This is a genomic window from Sorangium sp. So ce363 (genome assembly GCF_051520435.1).
Lineage (GTDB): Bacteria > Myxococcota_A > Polyangia > Polyangiales > Polyangiaceae > Sorangium > Sorangium cellulosum_B.
Genome location: NZ_CP150333.1, coordinates 5,672,169 through 5,690,295 on the forward strand (window position 1 = coordinate 5,672,169; position 18,127 = coordinate 5,690,295).

An 18,127-nucleotide genomic window follows, 5' to 3' on the forward strand; every position below is an offset into this window, starting at 1 on the left:
ACCTTCGCGCCCAGTGACCATGCCCGGCGACGATCCCTACGTGATGCCCTCCTACGTCAAGCTCCTCGTCGCCGACGCGGAGCGCTCCGCCTCGTTCTACGAGCTCCTCGGCTTCACCCGCGTCCACCAGGATCCGGTGTTCGTCCACCTGCGCTGGGCACGTTATGCCGATCTCTTCCTCGTCGCGACGCCGCCGGGGGTCTCGCTCGCCGGGCAGCACGGCCTCGGCGTCATCGTCTGCTTCAGCGCCGCCGGCGACCGCGGCATCGAGACCATCGCCGCGCGCGCCGCGGCGGCCGGCGCCGCCGTCGACGGGCCGCGCGACCAGCCGTGGCACACACGGGAGGTCGTCGTCACCGACCCCGACGGCTACCGCCTCTGCTTCGTCGAGCCGAGCACGCCCCTCCCGAGCTGAGGCCCACTGCCCGCGCCGGCGCCTCCCAGGCGGCGCCGGGCGCGCTCGTGTATCATCCCACCGGCATGTCGCCGGAGCCGTCGCAGCCCAGGCCCATCGGGCGGTATCTGCTGTACGGCTCGATCGCATCCGGCGGGATGGCGTCCGTGCACCTCGGCCGGCTCGTCGGCGACGCGGGCTTCTCGCGCACCGTGGCCATCAAGCGGCTGCACCCCGCGCTCGCCGAGGCGCCCGAGATCGCCGAGAGCCTGCGCGACGAGGCCCGCATCGTCGCGCGCATCCAGCACCCCAACGTCGTCGCCATGGTCGACCTCCTCCTCGCCGAGGACGAGGCGTTCCTGGTCATGGAGTACGTGCGGGGCGAGTCGCTGGCGCGGCTGCTCCGGGCGGCGCGCGCGGGCGGCGCGCCGGCGCCGGTGCCCATCGTCGCGAGCATCGCGTGCGGCGCGCTCCACGGCCTGCACGCGGCCCACGAGGCGCGCAGCGAGTCGGGCGAGCCGCTCGGCATCGTGCACCGGGACGTCTCGCCCGAGAACGTGCTCGTCGGCGTCGACGGGACGGCGCGGCTGCTCGACTTCGGCATCGCCAAGGCGCGCGGGCGGCTCAGCACCACCCGCGGCGGGCAGATCAAGGGCAAGCTCGCGTACATGGCGCCCGAGCAGCTCCTCTGCGCCGACGTGACCCGGCGGACCGACGTGTTCGCGGCGGGCGCGGTCCTCTGGGAGGCGCTCGCAGGCCGCCGGCTCTTCGACGGCGGCGACGAGGGCGCCCTCATCCGGGCCGTGCTTGAAGAGCCGATCCTGCCCCCGAGCTCGCTCGCGGCGCACGTGCCGCCTGCGCTCGACGCCATCGTCCTCCGTGCCCTCGAGCGGAACCCGGAGGGCCGCTACCCGACCGCCCGCGAGCTCGCGATCGCCATCGAGGACGCCGTCCCGCTCGCGTCGCCGCGCGCCGTGGGCGAGTGGGTGGAGGCGCTCGCCGGCGACGCGCTCGCGCGGCGGGCGGCGCGCGTCGCCGCCATCGAGAGCGCATCGGCGGGGATCCCGAGCGGCCCGGCGACGGCCAGCTCGGGCGCGGCCGCGCGGGGTCGGTCGGGCGCGCCCAGCGACGGGGCAGAAGACGAGGGCGAGCCCACGCCGCCGGGCGGCCCGGCGCGGGGGCTGGCAGAGACAGCGCCCTCGATCCCGTCGAGGGCCCTCGATCAGGGGACGCCGGCGGCTGAGCCCCCGCCCGGATCGGTGACGTCCAGCGGGATCTCGCTGGGACTGCCTGCGACCGACGGCGCGCGGCGCGATGGTCCGCCCCCCACGGCGAGGAAGCGCGCGCGCCCGCTGCTCGCGCTGCTCGGCGCGCTGCTCCTCGGCGGCGCGGCCGCGCTCGCGGCGCAGTCGTGGCGCCGCGCCCCGCCCGGCCCGGAGGACGCCGCGCGCGCGGTCCACGCGCCCGCGGCGCAGCCGGCCAGCGCCTCGGCGGCGAGCGCGGCGAGCGCCGTCGCGGCGAGCCCATCGAGCACCGCCGCGGCTGACCCGGCGAGCGCCAACGTGGCGAGCCCGACGAGCACCGTCGCGGCTGACCCGACGAGCACCGTCGCGGCCGGCCCGGCGAGCGCCGCCGCGGCTGATCCGGCGAACGCCGTCGCGCCAGCGCCCGCACAGCGCCCGGCGCGCCCTGCAGCCGGCGCGCGCGCGCCGGCCCCCGCGGCACGCACGACCCGCGCCGACGCCCAGCGCTGTTCCCCGCCGTATACCGTGGACAAGGCCGGCATACGCCGGCTCAAGCCTGAGTGCCTGTGAACCGATGAACCCTCCGTGTCCCGCCCGCGCCCGGCTCGCGCTCTCCCTCGCCGCCGCCGCGGCGCTCTCGCTCACCGGCGCGCGCGCCGACGCCGCGCCGCACAAGCAGGCGTGCGCCGACGCCTACGAGCGCGCGCAGGGCCTCCGCCACGACGGCCGGCTGATCGAGGCGCGCGCCGCGCTGGTCGTCTGCTCGCAGCCGACGTGCCCGGCGGCCGCCGTGGCCGACTGCGGGCCGTGGCTCGCCGAGGTCGAGCAGAGCCTGCCCTCCGTGGTCGTCGCCGCGAGGGACGCGCACGGGCGAGAGCGCCTCGACGTGCGCGTGCTCGTGGACGGGCGCCCCCTCGCCGCGGCGCTCGACGGCAAGGCGCTGCCGGTCGACCCGGGTCCGCACACCTTCCGCTTCGAGCCCGCGACGGGCCCCGCCGTCGAGGAGCGCGTGCTGATCCGCGAGGGCGAGAAGAACCGCCTGCTCACCGTGACCCTCGGCGCACCTTCGGCCGGCGCGCCAGCCTCGCCTCGCCCGCTCGCCCCGCGCGCCGCGCCGCCCGCGGAGCCCTCGGTCCCGGGGCTCGTGTGGGCCTCCGGCGCCGTCGGCGTCGCTGGGCTCGCGGTGTTCGCCGTCGCCGGCGCCCTCTCGCTGAGCGCCGAGGCCGACCTGCGCGCCACGTGCGCCCCGCGCTGCGCGGAGGGCGAGGTGCGCGCCATCCGGGTCCAGCACGCAATCGCCGACGTCGGCCTCGGCGTGGGCGTCGTCGCGCTGGGCGCCGCGGGGTGGCTCTACATGACCCGGCCGGCCGCGGCGCAGCCCCCGAAGGCCGGCGCGACGGCGCTCTGGCCGTTCATCGCCGGCAACGCCGCGGGCGTCGCGGGGGCCTTCTGATGCGCCCGTCGGCCCGCGCCCGCGGCGGCGCCGCCGCCCTGGCGGCGGCCCTCCTCTCGGCGTGCTCGCTCGTGCGCCCGCTGCACGGCCTCACCTGCGAGCCCGGGGCCGGCAACGCCTCGTGCCTGTACGGCCAGCCCTGCGACGCCAGCGCCGACTGCACGACGGCCGCGTGCACCGAGGGCGTCTGCCAGTGCCCCGCCGGCATGGTGACGATCGAGAGCTCGTTCTGCATCGATCAGACCGAGGTGTCGAACGCCGCCTACCGCGCCTTCCTCGCCACGCAGCCGGACGTCGCGGCGCAGGAGCCGTTCTGCTCGTTCAACAGCACCTTCGATTTCGACGACACCGGGCCCGACGCGCCCCTCGTGTGCACGGCGCGCCGCAAGGAGGACGAGCACCCCGCCACCTGCGTCGACTGGTGCGACGCGCTCGCCTTCTGCAAGAGCCAGGGCAAGCGCCTCTGCGGCGAGCGCCACGGCGGCCCGCTGCCGTTCCGCGGTGACATGGCGCAGGGCGAGTGGTTCGACGCGTGCAGCAAGCACGGCGCGCTCGCTCACTCCACCGGCGAGTTCGACGCTCTCCAGTGCAACGGCGACAGCACCGAGACGGCGCCGGTCGGCGACGACACCAGCCTGGCGTGCGAGGGCGGCTATCTCGGCCTGCAGCACATGAGCGGAAACGTCCGCGAGTGGGAAGACGCGTGCTCCGACGACGTCGGCTCGGGCGACCTCTGCAGGACCCGGGGCGGGGCGTTCGACAGCGAGGGCACGCTCGAAGAGCTCCGGTGCGACGCGCGCGACGAGCGCGAGCGCGCCGACACCGATCATACGATCGGGTTCCGCTGCTGCAGCGGGTAGCGCGGCGGTGACGCCGGCGGTCAGCGCCTGATGTCGTACTTGTCCAGCTTGTAGAGCAGCGCGCGCCGCGAGATGCCGAGTCGCTTCGCCGCGCGCGTCTGGTTGTTCCCCTCGGCGGCGAGGGCGTCTTCGATGCTCCGCTTCTCCAGCTCGGCGAGGCGCGCCGGCATCGTCCCGTCGGCGGACGGCGGGGGCGCCCCCGTGCTCGCCGGGGGCGCGCCCGCGCTCGCGGGGGGCGCGGCGCCCTCGGCGCCCTCCGCCACGGAGGCCGGAAGGTGCTCGACCTCGATGACGCCGCCCTCGGCCAGCACGACGGCGTGCTCCACCGCGTTGCGCAGCTCGCGCAGGTTGCCGGGCCACGCGTGCGCCTCGAGCGCCTGCATCGCCGCGGGCGAGAAGCGCGGCGCCCGCTCCCCCATGCGCCCGGCGACCTGCTGCGCGAAGCGGTGCGCGAGCAGCGCGATCTCGGCGCGCCGCTCGCGCAGCGGCGGGACGCGGAGGACGAACGTGCTGATGCGATAGTAGAGATCCTGCCGGAACCTCCCGGCCGCCACCTCGGCCTGGAGGTCCCGGTGCGTCGCGCACACGACGCGCACGTCGAGCTCGATCTCCTGCGTGCCGCCGATCCGGGCCACGCGCCGGCTCTCGAGCACGCGCAGCAGCTTGGCCTGCATGGCGAGGGGCAGCTCGCCGATCTCGTCGAGCAGCAGCGTCCCGCCCTGCGCCGCCTCGAAGTAGCCGATCTTGCGGCGATCCGCCCCGGTGAAGGCGGCCTTCTCGTGCCCGAAGAGCTCGCTCTCGAGCAGCGCCTCGGGCAGCGCCGCGCAGCTGAGCCTCACGAACGGGCCCCCGGCGCGCGGGCTGGCGCGGTGGAGCTGCTCGGAGACGACCTCTTTCCCCGAACCCGTCTCGCCGAGCACGAGCACCGTCGTCTGCGCGCGCGCGAGGCGCTGCACCACCTGGAAGACCTTCACCATGGCCTCGTCCGCGACGACGAACCCGGCGCCGGCGCCGGAGGGCGGGCCCTCCAGCGCCTCCGGCGCGGCCCCCGGCGGCGCCGCCTCGACGGGCGCCGGCGCCGCGATCGCGACGACGATCTCGGCCGGGCCGATGCGGATCACGTCGCCGCCGGCGAGGGCCCGCTCCGCCCCGCGCACGACGGCGCCGTTCACCGACGTGCCATTGCGGCTCCCGAGGTCGACGAGCGCGACGGTCTGGCCCCGCCGCGCGACGCGCGCATGGTTGCGCGAGACGCGGGCGTCGTCGACGCAGACCATGGACTCCGGCGCGCGGCCGACCGCGACCACATCGCCGTCGGTGAGATCGATCACCCGCGCCGCGCCATCACCGGCGCGGACGATCAGGGAGGCCTGCCCCTGAGGCGTCCGCTCGCTGGGCGCGCTCTCCGCGGCGTCGAGCTCGGTCGCGACCTCGGCCGCGGTAGGCGACGGCTCCGCGCTCGGCGGAGAGGCTGCCTGTCGACGAGGGTCTCGCTCCGCCATGCCGTTCGAGGGTTGCGCAAGTGTACGACGCTTGCGCAACCCTCGGCAACGGCAGCGCGCGCCGCCGCGCGGAAGACGCGGATCGCGCACTGGTCCCCGCCTTGCAGTGCCTCTGCGGCGCGCACGGACCAGCGCCTCTCTGGCGCGCGGAGACGCTGCGGGAGCCGCGATCGCCGGGAGCCATCGCGGGGACCGGAGCGTCTGGAGGCGCGTCGCGCCGACGTGCGCCTGGCTTCACGAACGACCAACACGACAGGAGACGAGCATGACTTATCCCATTCGACCGGCGTCCTCTCTCGCGATCTGCGGCGCCCTGCGCCATGCCCTCGTGAGCCTGGCCGCGACGCTCGCCGCCGTCGGGTGCGGCGCAGATCCGGGCTCCGACGCGGAGATCGCCTCGGCGGCGAGCGGCGACGCGGTCACCGGCGCCCTCACGATGACCTGCTCCAGGCTGACGGTGAGCCGGGGCAGCATCGGCGCCGGACAGACGGCCGCCGCGCTCGCGACGGCGGATCTCACGGGCGAGCAGGACGTGTGGAAGAAGTACGTCGAGTTCGCGCCCGGCACGAGCGCGACGTGCGAGTACGCGCTCCCCTCGGGCACCTCGGCGGCGCGGCTCGCGTCCCTCGCGCTGGGCGTGAATTACCGCGGCCCCGCGAGATCGGCCATGCGCTGGACCTTCGAAGCGTGGGACGCGGCCGCCCGCGCCTGGGTCCCGGTCGGCGACAACACGTTCGCGCGCAACTGGTCCTGGACGAGCGCGAGCCTGAGCCTGCCGGGACCGCTCGGGCGGTTCGTGGCGGGCGGTACCCTCAAGATCCGGTACGCGACGAGCAGCTCCGCCGACAGCTCGATGCTCGACAGGCTCGTCCTCACGGGCACGACCAGCGACGGCTCCAATGGCGCCGGCGGCGCTGGCGGCGCTGGCGACAGCGGCGGCAGCGGCGGCACCGGCGGCGCTGGCGACAGCGGCGGCAGCGGCGGCACCGGCGGCACCGGCGGCGCTGGCGGCACCGGCGGCACCGGCGGCACCGGCGGCAGCGGCGGCAGCGGCTCCGGCACCGGCGGCTCCACCGGCACCGGCGGCTCAGGCGCCGGAGGCTCCACCGGCACCGGCGGCTCCACCGGTACCGGCGGCTCCACCGGCACTGGCATCTGGGTCCCCGCGCCGGGGACGACGTGGCAATGGCAGCTCACGGGCACCATCGACACCAGCCTCGATGTCGCCATGTACGATATCGATCTCTTCGACGCCCCGCAGGCGAAGATCGACACGCTGCGCGCGGCCGGGAAGAAGGTGATCTGCTACTTCAGCGCAGGGAGCAGCGAGGACTGGCGCGACGACGCGTCGAAGTTCCCCGCCGCGGCGCTCGGCAACCCGCTCGACGGCTGGCCGGGCGAGCGGTGGCTCGACACCCGCAACGCCGGCGTGCGCGACGTCATGAAGGCTCGGCTGGATCTGGCGGTGCAGAGGCGCTGCGACGGCGTGGAGCCCGACAACGTCGACGGCTACACCAACAGCCCCGGCTTCCCGCTGACGGCGGCGACGCAGCTCGATTACAACCGCTTCCTCGCCGCCGAGGCGCACGCGCGTGGGCTGTCCATCGGGCTGAAGAACGATCTCGATCAGGTGAAAGACCTGGTGGGGAGCTTCGACTGGGCCCTGAACGAGGAGTGCCACGAATACGACGAGTGCGACATGCTCACCCCGTTCATCCGCGCCGGCAAGGCGGTGTTCCACGCGGAGTACGTCGACGCCTCGAAGGCGAACGCCGTCTGCGCCGCCACGAAGCCGCTCGGGCTCTCGACCTTGATCAAGAAGCTCGACCTCGACGCCTGGCGCGTCGCCTGCCCCTGATCCACGCGCCCCGCCGGCGCAGGGGCGCTGGCCGCGCATCCGCGGTCAGCGCCCTCGCCCGCTCAGCCCTTCACTCCCCCGCCACCTCGAAGGTCTGCGCTCCGGAGAAGCTCTGCTGTTCCGGCTGGTAGTACGGGTGCGCCTCGGCGCCGCCGTCCTCCGCCCTGACAGGCATGGTCGCTTGCAGCCGGTAAGCGAAGGTGGCCGCGCGGCCCGCAGGGATCTCCTTCACATAGAGGATCAGCTGCTTGCCCGTCATCTCGAACTTCGAGAGCTGGCCCGCCAAGATGTACTCCTGGAGATCCTCGGTCAGGAGCTGGAAGCCGGGCGGCAGCCCCACGGTCACGAGGACCATGCTCTGCACCGAGTCCGTCTTGTTCTGGACGCTCAGCGACGCCGTCACGATGTCGTCCACGTACAGCTGGGTCTTGTCGTACGTCACGCTGACCGCGAGCGGGCCTCCCGCGTCGTTCGGGACCGCGCTCCACGGCAGGTTGTGGCGGCTCACCAGGTTGTAGCTGAGCTTCCCCTCCCCCGAGAACGAGAGCGTGACGTCGTGCGCGCCCGCGGTCGCGAGGTGCGTGAGATCGACCGTCGTCATGACGTCGGCCTGGTCCGCGCGCAGGGGGACCGTGCCCGCCGCCGCGCCGTCGACGGCGACGGTCACCGTCCCCGTGGCGCCCTCCGTCCCCTTGCTCGCGGCGAGGAGCAGGGTGCGCAGGCTCCAGATCGTCGCCTGGGTGGAGCCGAAGTTGCCGTTCGGGTCCTTCGACTGGGTCAGGAACTTCACGCCGCCGTCGGCGCTCGGCCGGTGGGCGCCCGCGGAGAGCAGCGCGTGGGCCGCGAGCGCGGTGGTCGTGACCCTGGCGTCGTTCCCGGACTCGTAGAACGACGTCTGCGTGCCGCCGTCATCCCAGTAAAATGCGTCTCCTTCCGCGGTTTTGCGCTGGTCCAGCGCGTCGAGCACGCTGTCGGTCAGCGCGCCGGAAGGGTCGGCCACGGCGAGCGCGTTGGCCGCGATCGCCAGCGTGTACAGGTCGTCGGTCGCCGGCTTCAGCGAGCGGCCCAGGTAGGCGAGCCCCGTCCCGATCTCGGGCCCCGTGTACCCCGCGCTCGCGAGCGCCCAGAGCACGAAGGCGCTGTTGCGGAGCGTGCCCGTGTGGAAGCTGAAGAACTCGGTCTGGTCGCCTTCCCACGTGCCGTCCGCCTTCTGCTGCCCGGCGAGCCAGTTGACGGTCCGGGCGAGCATCGCCTCGTCCACGGTGTGGACCTTGATCATGTCGGCGAACTCCATGACGCCGAACGCGGTGACCGACAGGTACGGATGCCCATCCTGCTCGCCGAACCACGAGAAGCCGCCGCCCGAGTGCTCGAACGTGAGCAATCGCTGGTACCCGGCCGAGATCAGCGACTCGGCCTTCATCTGGATCTCCGGGGTGATCTGGCCTGTCTGCTTCATGTACTGCGTGACGAGCACGTTGGGCCAGGTCGTCGAGGTGGTCTGCTCGAAGCAGCCATTCGGGACCTGGAGCATGCTGTCCATGCCGCTCACGACCTGCGACAGGAACGCGGGGTAGATCTCGAGATAGAGCTGGTTCGAGCCGGGGACAGCGTCCGCGGGGAACGACAGCGCGTGATCGGCGCTGCCCGACGCGAGCATGCCAGACGCGCTCTCCGCGAAGGGCTTCCCGTCCGGGACCACGCGCACGGTGCGGGCCACCGCGTCGGCGCCCGCGCTGCCCCGCGCGGTGACCGTGAGCGAGTTGACGCCCACCGTGTTCACCTTCACCGGGAACCGGACGCCGCGCACCTCGCCCGCCGCGAGGGACACCGTCGTCGACGTCGCGCCGAGCGGCGTATACCAGCTCCCCGGCTCCAGGCTGAGATCGACCGTCTGCGGCGTCTCCAGGTAGTTGTAGACGGCGATCGGGAACTCGACCTCATCGCCGCGCGTGAGCGTCGCCGGGAAGCTCACGTCGACGAAGAAGTCCTGGAACACCTTGAAGCCGCTCTGGATGCCGCCGAGCTTGCCGTCCGTGGAGTTCGCCAGCGCCGAGAGCCGCCACTCGGTGATGCTGTCCGCGAGCGGGATGCTCAGGGTGGCCGTGCCGTCGGGGCTCGTGATCACGCTCGGGTTGACGTAGAGGGTCTCCGGGAACTCGCGCCGGACGCGCGGCCCGCCGCCGTTGTCGCCGCCGGGCTCCGCGGTGGGATCCCCGGCCGAGCCGCCGCCCGCTCCGGTCCCGGCCCCGGTTCCGCTCGCGGCGCCATTGGCCCAGCCGCCGTCCGCGTCGGGGATGCCCCCTTCATCCCACCCTTGCGGGGGCACCTGGACCCCGAGATCGCTGAACGTGAACGCGAACGTCGCGTCGTCCTGGCTCTGCTCCACCTCGTCGGGCCCCGACGATTGCAGCGTGAACCCGCTCCAGCTGGAGGCCACCCGGTACGCGTTGCCCCACACGTCGAAGGCGCGCAGGCGCTCGGCGACCCGGCTCCCGAGCAGCTCGACGTACACGCCCTGCCCGTTGCAGCTGAACTGGGTGCTGTCGCAGCCGAGCGCCTTCAGCTCCTGCGCGGCGGCCGCGGTGGCCTCTGCGAGCCAGGGCTTCATCACGCCCTTCTGGCGCTCGTTGAACTGAGCGAGCTCCTCCGGCACCTTCGCCAGCACGGCGGGCCACGTGCGCGCCTGGAGGCCGGTGAGCGACGTGCCCGCGAGCGCGGCGAGCGAGGCCTGGGTCTTCACCTGCGCGGCCTCGGCCTGCTCGGGGTCCTCGCTCGCGGTCGCGTTGAACAGCAGGTCCTGGAGGTTCGCCGCGGGGCCGTGGATCTCGTAGCTCGGCTTCGCGAACTCGTCCTCCAGCTCGAAGTAGGTGCGGAGCAGCCCGGGCTGGGCGTCGACCAGCGCGAAGACGGCCTGATCGACCACCTGGACGCCGAGCGCGGCGACCTTCGGGTTGCCCGCGTCGTCCTTGACCGACAGCCGCAGCGTCGCCGTCTCCCCCGGCGCATACAGGGGCTTGTCGGCCTCGACCTCGACGCTCAGCGCGGAGTCGCCCCGCGCGAACACGGTGCGGCCGGAGCGGACCAGGTTGCCATCGTCGTCGACCAGGTAGGCCTCGACCCGGTTGCTGCCGAGCAGGCCGGCGTCGACGGGCATGCTGAAATGGGCGCGCCCGCCCTCGAGCTCGAGAGAGCGCATGTCCACGGCCTGACCGTCGTTCAGCCAGTCGACGTAGACGCTGCCGGCCTCCTCGCTGGACTCGATGGTGACCTCGACCGTCTCGCCGGTCTCGTAGACGGCCCGATCGGTGCGCACGAGCAGGTGCTCGCCGCCCGTCTGCGTGCCGAACGAGAACTTCCGCGTGACCGCCCGCTCCCCCACCGTCGCCCGCACCTCGAACGCGCCGTCCGCCGTGGCGACCGGCGGGGTGAAGCTCACCACGGCCTGGCCGAAGGCGTCGGTGCGCGCGGTGAGCTGCGTGCGGTCCGGCGCTGTGATGACCGCCTCCGTGTCGGGGAGCGGCGCCCCGAGCGGGTCGGTGACGAAGAGAAGAAGGGTGTTGGGGATCCCCGGGACGAGCTCGCGCGCCTCGGGCACGAGCACGATCGAGGCCGCGTCGGCGGCGACCTTGACCGGGATCGCCTTCGTGACCTCCTGCCCCGCCGTGTCCGCGACGGTGACGGTGAGCGTCACGGCCGCGTCGCCCTGCTCCAGCGGCAGGCCCGCGAGGCTCGGCGGAAGCGTCAGGCTGAACCCGTAATGGCCCTCGGCGTCGAGCTCGCCGACGATGCGCTGGAACGTCGTCTGACCGACGTCCAGCGACGCCGCCTCGATGGTCACGCTGCCGCCGGCGACGTTCTTGCCGAAGAAATAGCGCGCGTCGATGGTGCCGGTCAGCGTGTCGCCCGCGGTGTACCACGGCCTGTCGGTCCTCACGGCGACCTCGAACTTGGGCAGCGCGTACTGCCCCACGGTCACGACCTTCTCCGTCGTGGTCTCCCCGCTCACGAGGCGCACCTTGAACTCGCCGGTGTTCACGATGGAGCCGATCCGGAACGTCGTCGCGGCGACGCCGTAGGCGTCGGTCTGGATGGGCTTCTTGAAGATCTTGTTGCCCTTGCCGTCCTCCACCTCGAACGTGATCGCCTCGCGGACGAGCGGCGCGTTGTTCCCCCGCTCGAGCGCGAGCGCGCGCAGGTGGATCGTCTGGCCGGGCTTGTAGAGCGGCTTGTCGGTGGTGAGGAGCAGCTTCGGGCCGGGGCCCTCGACGGTGATGTTCGCGGTGAGGGCCGCGTTGACGCCGAAGCCGAGCGCCTGCGCGGAGACGGGGTGCGCGCCGAGCGCGCCGGGCTCCACCTCGAACACCGCGGCGCCGAGCGCGTCGGTCGTCCCGCGGAGCGGCCGCGCCCCCTCGCCCACCGCCAGCTCGACGTCCACGTTGGGCACCGGCTGATGGGAGAAAGCGTCGGTCGCGCGCACGCGGTAGCTCGCGGTGCGCCCGCGCACCACGCGCGCCGGCCCCTCGAGCTGCACGTCGTAGGGCGGGATGACGCGCAGGAGGCTCCGCGTGACGAGCAGCCCCTCCTCCGACCCGTCGTCGACGCGGACGAGGTACCGCGCGAGGCCCGGCTGCGCGCTCACGGCCGGCGCCGGAAGGCGCGCCTCCGCGGTCGTCGCCGTCCCGCCCGCGATCTCCAGGTCGACCTCGGTCGTGCCTTGTTCCCTGTCCGCGTCGAGATCGACGAGCGTGACGCGCAGGTGGCCGCTCGTCGCGCCGGCGGTCAGGTTGCGCACCGGGATCTGGAGGCGCAGATCGCTCCCGTCGATCACGCCCAGCAGCCTCGCTTCGTCGACCTCGAGCGTGCCGTTCCGCGGTTGATCCGGGCGACCAAGCGTCGTTGGCGGGGCCTCATCGGAGGAGCACCCCGCCGCGAACGCGCTCGCCAGCGCCAGCGCGGCGAGCAGGTGGGGAGAGCTCCAGCGTCGGCGGAGAGCATCGAAGCGTACACGCATAAGTCCAAATCCTCCCGAGCGGCGCTGGCACATCCCCAGCGGCCGGCGCGTAGGCTGCATCCGCCGTACCAAGATGAACCACCGCCATCGAGCAGCAAATCCGCGGGAATAGACGCGGACCGCGCGCGGAATGTGCGCCACCTTGTGCCAAGGTTCTGGCCGATCCGCGCCTCCACCGCGTGCGGGTATCCGTTCCCATGGGGGAATCGCGACGCCTCTGTGACTCGATGACTCGATGACTCGATGACTCGATGAGCCGAGGACCGCCGACCCCCCCGCGATGGCGAGGCCGCGCGGCGTGCCCGGCCCATGGGATGGGGTCGACCGGTCACGAGGGTCCGCGCCGCGCTCCCCTGGACATCGGGATCCGACCGTCTCAGGTTCTCGCCCGAGCGCAAGGCGTTTCGCCGCCGAGGAGGGGATCATGCAGATCGACTTCGAGATGCCCGTGATGGCCGACGGCGGCCTCGATGCGGGCGTGCTCGACCGCGTCTTGGTCGACCGGGAGCGGGGCGTGCTGACCCACGTGGTGCTCCGTTCTCCGCTGGCGAGCGAGGAGCTGCTGATCTCGATGGATCTCGTGCAGGGCACGGCGGACGGGCACCTCCGCTTACGGCCCGGCCGGGACGAGCTCCTGGCGCTGCCTCGGTACTACGACGGGCGGACGACGGCGCAGCCGCCGGGGCGCGTCGACACCTCGCTCGTGCCGCAGCCGCCCGAGCGGAGGCAGGAGCTGGAGGAGGCGCTCGGGGTCACGGACGATACGGTCGAGCTCGGCCCCGACACGCGGGTGATGACCGCCGACGAGGCCGAGGCGCAGCTCGTGGGCATCGGCGCGAACGATCCCGGAAACGACATCTCGCGGATCCGCGTGCGCGGCCCCGCGGGCGCCGAGGCCGACTTCCCCGCATCCTGGATCGACGTGATGCGCGAGGACGTGGTGGCGCTGAAGGTGACCCGGGACGATATCTTGCGCTCTCGTCCGGCGCCCAGACGCCGGGACGGAAACCTCGCGAGCCTCGAGGGGCTCTCGGGCATGGGCGGACGCGACGGCGACACGCCCGAGGAGGTGTTCGGAGCGAATTTCGTCGACGAGCTGCGCGGCAAGGGCGGTATGCTCCTCCGCGTGCCCGGCGCCGGCAGCCCCGCCGAGGCCGAGAGCAACCGCGTGGCGGCGCCCGTGGTGGAGGCGGGCCCGGAGCGGCGGTCCTCCTCGCGATGAGCTCGTGAGCCAGGCACGGCCGCTCTCCGGAGGGCTGGAGTCTCGGCCCCCTGCCCGCTCTCTTCCTCAGGCCCGGCAGGAACCATGGTTAGGATGGGGCACGCCGCGCGTCCAGCGCGGCGCGATACCGCCCTACCGGGAACTCCATACCACGAAGCGCCCGAGTCACCGATCGCGCATCGCGCCGGCGGGAAGCGGGAAGCAGAAGGAACCAGAAGGGAACAGAAGGAATCAGAAGGAATCAGAAGGAATCAGAGTGGGAGTAGGAGCAGGCAGAGTCGAGCGTGTTGCCCCGACGGAAACTTGACACCGATGCTCGCGCGTGCTCGTCTCCGCCCCCAGGATGGACCCTCACCACATTCCGCCGAGCCCGGGCACGCGCACGGCCAGCGTCCTCGATCCGACCGCGGTGGCGGAGACGTTCCGCAGCGAGATCCGGGCGGAGCTCGCGGCGCTGCCCGAGCCGCTGGTCCTGGTCGGTGTGCTCGCGGCGGATCACGGGCCGTCGTACACGTACGCGGAGTACACGCGCAAGGCGTGCGAGGACGTGGGGGTCCGCTTCGAGATCCGCCACGCGACGCGGCTCGACGCCGAGGATGCCATCCGCGCGGCGAACGAGGACGCGCGCGTGCATGGGATGATGGTGTATTACCCGATCTTCGGCACGGAGCAGGACGTGTACTTGCGGGACAGCGTCGATCCCGCGAAGGACATCGAGGGGCTCCACACGTTCTGGGCACGTTGCCTGTACCAGAACCAGCGCTTCCTGGACGAGGCGAAGACCAGGAAGGCGATCCTGCCGTGCACGCCGCTGGCCATCCTCAAGCTGGTCGAGGCGGCCGGCTTCTTCGGCGAGGGGGAGCGGCCGCTCGAGGGCCGGCGCGTGTGCATCTTCAACCGGAGCGAGGTCGTCGGGAGGCCGCTCGCGAGCATGATGGCGCACGACGGAGCCCACGTGACCTCGTTCGACATCGATGGTCCGTTGCTCTTCGTGCCCAGCTCCTCGGGCGACATGCACGAGGTGCGCGAGACGACCGTGGACCGGGCGACCGCGCTGCGGCAGGCCGACATCGTGGTCACCGGCGTGCCTTCGCGGAGCTTCCCGGTCGTGCAGGGCGCCGAGATCCGCGCGGGCGCCCTCTGCATCAACTTCTCCACCTTCAAGAACTTCAGCGACGATATCCAGAGCAAGGCGAGCGTGTTCGTGCCCCGCGTCGGCCCCATGACGGTGACGATGGCGATCCGAAACAGCCTGCGGCTCTACAAGAACACCCACCCGGGCGGGTGAGCTCGGCTCGCGCGGGGCATTGACGCGCGCGGACGCGCGGCGCCGACATCGCCTGTTCTCGCCGGCGTCAGCCTCCGGTCCAGGCCCGCGCGTGCTCGCGCGTCCAGGCCTCGAAGGGGATCGGTCTCCGCCCCGTCACGCGTTCGACGGTGTCGGTCTGCACGGCGCCATTGCCCGCGCGGATGCGCTCGATGAGCTCGCCGCCGACGTCGACGCGGACCGGGCCGTGACGCAGATGCAGGACGGGCCGCGCGGGCTCCTGCGGATCACGGCGCCGCTGCACTTCGGGTGGATCGGCGGCGTGGTCGCGGAGCACCTGCGCGGCCACCCCGAGGCGAGCGTGGGGGTGGTCTGCACGGATCGCATCGTCGACCTCGTCGCGGAGGGGTTCGATGCCGCGCTGCGGCTCGGCGCGCCCAGCGACACCTCGCTGGTCGCACGCCACCTCGGGGCCCTCCCGCGCTACCTCGTGGCGGCCCCCGCATACATCGCGAGCCGCGGCGCCCCGCGCGCGCCGTCGGATCTCGCGGGGCACGACGTCCTGGTGTCCACTGGGGCGCGCGCGGTGGGGCCGCCCGGCGCGCGGTGGGTGCTCCACCGTGGCGCGCGGCGCGCGGAGGTGCGCGTGACGCCGCGGGCGACGGCGAACGACCTCGAGGTGCTCCACCGGATCGTGCTCGCGGGCGTGAGCGTCGGGATGCTGCCCGCCATGCGCTGCGAGTTGGACGTGCGCGAGGGGCGCCTCTCGCGCGTGCTCGACGGGTGGAGCCCGGCCGACGTGCCGCTCCACGCCGTCTATCCCGGCACGCGACACCTGTCGCCGAAGGTCAAGGTGTTCCTCGACCTCGTGCGTGAGCGCATGAGCTCCGCGCTGCGCGACCGGGGGAGGGAGATACGGGCGAACGAGGCGCAGATGGACGACGGCTCGCCTGAAAATCACAAACGCGCTCAGAACGGCCGCCGACCCGGCGCTTGATGCGTCGTCTGCGCATGGGATGCCCCGTCGCGACGACCAAGGCGCTAGGCCGTGGTAGGGTCGCGCCATGGCACTCTCCGCCGTGAGCGTCGATAATTTCCGCGCCTTCGCTCGTCCTACCACCCTGGACATCCGGCCGTTGACCCTCGTCTTCGGCTACAACAGCCGCGGCAAGAGCTCCCTCGTCCGCGCGCTGCCGCTCCTCGCTGACTCCACCCGGCGCGACGCCGCCGGTCCGCTCGATACACGGAGCGAGGCCGTTCGGGGAGCAACGTTCGTCGAGCTCAAGAGCGCGTACGGCCGCTCTGCAACCGTAGGCTTCGGCCTGTCCTGGGACGATGACGCGAGCGAGGTGGCGCGGCTCGAGGTGCGCATCTTGGGCGGCGGATTCCAGGCGATCGAGTGGGTCGAGCGCCTCGAAGCGTACAGCCGCAACGGAGCACGCTTGCTGCAGCTCCTCCTTAAGGATGAGGTCAACTCCCTGTACGAGGTGACTGGCGCCGCGTGGGGCGAACTGGAAGCTCCGTTCGCGTTCCAAGGGCTCGTGCCAGCGCTCGCCGAGGGTGCGCAGCTGCTTCCAGAGCAGGCCGCCGCTGCCCTGCGTGGCGTGCGCGAGCGGCTCCTAAGTCTGACCGGCAGCATCCACTGGCTCTCCGCAGTACGAACGGTACCGCCGCGCCGGAGCGAGTTCCGCGGCAAACCTCCAAGGATCCGCGAGGACGGCTCGGGAGCGGCAGAGCAACTCGCGTATGCAAATTCCCGAGATCGAGCTGTGGTCGATGAGGTGCGGGCCTTTTACCGGAAGGCCACGAGCCACGATCTCAACGTCGAGGAGGTCGCGATCGGGGCGGTGCCCGGCTTCACCTTGACCCTCTCGTCGCTGGAAGGGCCGGATTTCAGGGTGAACCTGATCGACACGGGAGAGGGGATGGCGCAGGTGCTGCCGGTCGCCGTCCTCGGCGCCCTCGCGAAGCACGGTCGGCTCGACGGAAGCCCGACCGTCGTGGTCGAACACCCGGAGTTGCACCTCCATCCGCGAGCCCACGAGGAGGTAGCGTGGTTCTTGACGCAAGTTGTCGCGTCGAGCAATGCGCGGTTCATCGTGGAGACCCACTCCGAGAATTTCCTCTCTCGCGTGCAGCTCTCCGTGCTCCGTGGAGAGATCGACCCGAAGCACGTGATCGTACACTGGGTGTGGCAACACGAGGCGGGGTCGTCCGTGGAGTCCATCGAGCTCGACGCGGACGCGCGTTTCATCGGCGACAAGTGGCCGCCTGGCGTCTTCTCCGAGGACACGTTGCTCGCGCGGCAGATCCTGGCCGAACGTCGCAAGCGGGCCGGTGCTTCGTGAAGGTGGTCATCGACGACGCCGTGTTTACCGGTCCGAGCTTCGTCATGGACATGCTGCTGCTCTTCCAACTCGCACTTGAGCGGAGGCACCGGATCATTGTCGACGAGGCGGGGACAGGTTACACCACATGGCTCGCTGGGCTTGGACGTGACGCGCAGGAAGAGTGTCGTTTGGCGCTCGAGGAGAGCGCCGAGGCCGAGGCGCGCGAGCCCGCGCGGCGTGAGATCCGGGTGGTCTGCAGCGGAACGGACTGGGACGGCGCTCCACCGACGGTGACGCTGGCCGAGGCGACGCGCCTGCTTCGTCGCCCGTTTCGGGTGCTCGTGGAGAACCGCGGGAACGATTTCCGGTTCCTCCTGACGATGGCGAACGATGCACAGCGCGCCGAGCTGGAGGAACGGCAGAAGCAGGAGTGGCTGGCCATAGAGCATGGCGGCGGCATTACGGAGATGGAGGGCTCCGTACAGGAGTGGAAGCGCGATCCCATCAAGCGGCTCACGTTGTGGGTGCTGTTCGATAGCGACGCACGCCGCGCGGGTCAGCCCAGTGCTCAGGCCCGAAAGCTCAGCGCGGCCTGCGGCCGGCGCGTTCCGCATCATATGCTGAAGCGCCGCGCAATCGAGAATTACGTGACGCGGAATGCGCTCGAGGAGTGGGGCGAGGCGAAGGACATGCAGGAGCGGGTCGAGGCCTTCTACGCCATGCCAACGCAAGACCATCGGTCGTTCTTCAACATGAAGCACGGTCTCCGGAAAGACGCGCGCAGCGCCGACGGCATAGCCGAGGATCTCTACGGCGCGGAGGCGCTCGACGTTGAGCTGCGACGTCGGCTCGATCTAGGCTTCGGTCCCAGGCTGCGCGACGTCTTCGGAGATGGGCGCGTCCGGACTGCGGACCTCATCGCCGATGGTACCTTCGCCGAGGTGAACGGCGCGATCACCGAGCTGCTCGCATGGATGAGGTAG

At 72.4% G+C, this 18,127-nt stretch carries 12 protein-coding genes; 10 read left to right on the plus strand and 2 right to left on the minus strand.

Going from position 1 to position 18,127, the window contains the following annotated elements:
- Window positions 1-19: 19 nt before the first annotated feature.
- From WMF12_RS21530 to WMF12_RS21545, 4 genes are all read left to right on the plus strand, one after another.
- Window positions 20-415, plus strand: a complete 396-nt coding sequence (locus WMF12_RS21530; protein ID WP_437873378.1) for a VOC family protein — start codon at window positions 20-22, stop codon at window positions 413-415.
- A 65-nt stretch (window positions 416-480) separates the two neighbouring features.
- A complete protein-coding gene (locus WMF12_RS21535; protein WP_437873379.1) occupies window positions 481-2,208 on the plus strand; it encodes a serine/threonine-protein kinase in 1,728 nt (575 codons plus the stop codon).
- A gap of 4 nt (window positions 2,209-2,212) precedes the next feature.
- A complete protein-coding gene (locus WMF12_RS21540; protein WP_437873381.1) occupies window positions 2,213-3,091 on the plus strand; it encodes a hypothetical protein in 879 nt (292 codons plus the stop codon).
- Window positions 3,091-3,951: a formylglycine-generating enzyme family protein gene (locus tag WMF12_RS21545; RefSeq protein ID WP_437873382.1), complete on the plus strand. Its 861-nt coding sequence runs from the start codon at window positions 3,091-3,093 to the stop codon at window positions 3,949-3,951. The genes WMF12_RS21540 and WMF12_RS21545 overlap by 1 nt, the downstream gene beginning before the upstream one ends.
- Before the next feature lie 20 nt (window positions 3,952-3,971).
- Here the strand turns inward: WMF12_RS21545 and WMF12_RS21550 are convergent, their stop codons facing one another.
- Window positions 3,972-5,453, minus strand: a complete 1,482-nt coding sequence (locus WMF12_RS21550) for a sigma 54-interacting transcriptional regulator (RefSeq protein ID WP_437873383.1) — start codon at window positions 5,451-5,453, stop codon at window positions 3,972-3,974.
- A gap of 265 nt (window positions 5,454-5,718) precedes the next feature.
- Between WMF12_RS21550 and WMF12_RS21555 the strand changes: the two genes are divergently transcribed.
- Window positions 5,719-7,311 (plus strand): endo alpha-1,4 polygalactosaminidase, encoded by a 1,593-nt coding sequence (locus tag WMF12_RS21555; RefSeq protein ID WP_437873384.1) that lies wholly within the window; start codon window positions 5,719-5,721, stop codon window positions 7,309-7,311.
- 70 nt (window positions 7,312-7,381) lie between these two features.
- Here the strand turns inward: WMF12_RS21555 and WMF12_RS21560 are convergent, their stop codons facing one another.
- The gene (locus WMF12_RS21560) at window positions 7,382-12,325 is read right to left on the minus strand and encodes an MG2 domain-containing protein (RefSeq protein ID WP_437873385.1); all 4,944 of its coding nucleotides are present in this window, start codon (window positions 12,323-12,325) and stop codon (window positions 7,382-7,384) included.
- Window positions 12,326-12,749: 424 nt separating this feature from the next.
- Between WMF12_RS21560 and WMF12_RS21565 the strand changes: the two genes are divergently transcribed.
- From WMF12_RS21565 to WMF12_RS21585, 5 genes are all read left to right on the plus strand, one after another.
- Complete coding sequence (locus WMF12_RS21565; RefSeq protein ID WP_437873386.1) at window positions 12,750-13,547, plus strand: hypothetical protein; 798 nt, start codon at window positions 12,750-12,752, stop codon at window positions 13,545-13,547.
- 322 nt (window positions 13,548-13,869) lie between these two features.
- A complete protein-coding gene (locus tag WMF12_RS21570; RefSeq protein WP_437873387.1) occupies window positions 13,870-14,835 on the plus strand; it encodes a bifunctional methylenetetrahydrofolate dehydrogenase/methenyltetrahydrofolate cyclohydrolase in 966 nt (321 codons plus the stop codon).
- Between the two features lie 91 nt (window positions 14,836-14,926).
- Window positions 14,927-15,811, plus strand: a complete 885-nt coding sequence (locus WMF12_RS21575) for a substrate binding domain-containing protein (RefSeq protein WP_437873388.1) — start codon at window positions 14,927-14,929, stop codon at window positions 15,809-15,811.
- A gap of 67 nt (window positions 15,812-15,878) precedes the next feature.
- Window positions 15,879-17,162 (plus strand): AAA family ATPase, encoded by a 1,284-nt coding sequence (locus WMF12_RS21580; RefSeq protein WP_437873389.1) that lies wholly within the window; start codon window positions 15,879-15,881, stop codon window positions 17,160-17,162.
- Window positions 17,159-18,127: a hypothetical protein gene (locus WMF12_RS21585; protein ID WP_437873390.1), complete on the plus strand. Its 969-nt coding sequence runs from the start codon at window positions 17,159-17,161 to the stop codon at window positions 18,125-18,127. The genes WMF12_RS21580 and WMF12_RS21585 overlap by 4 nt, the downstream gene beginning before the upstream one ends.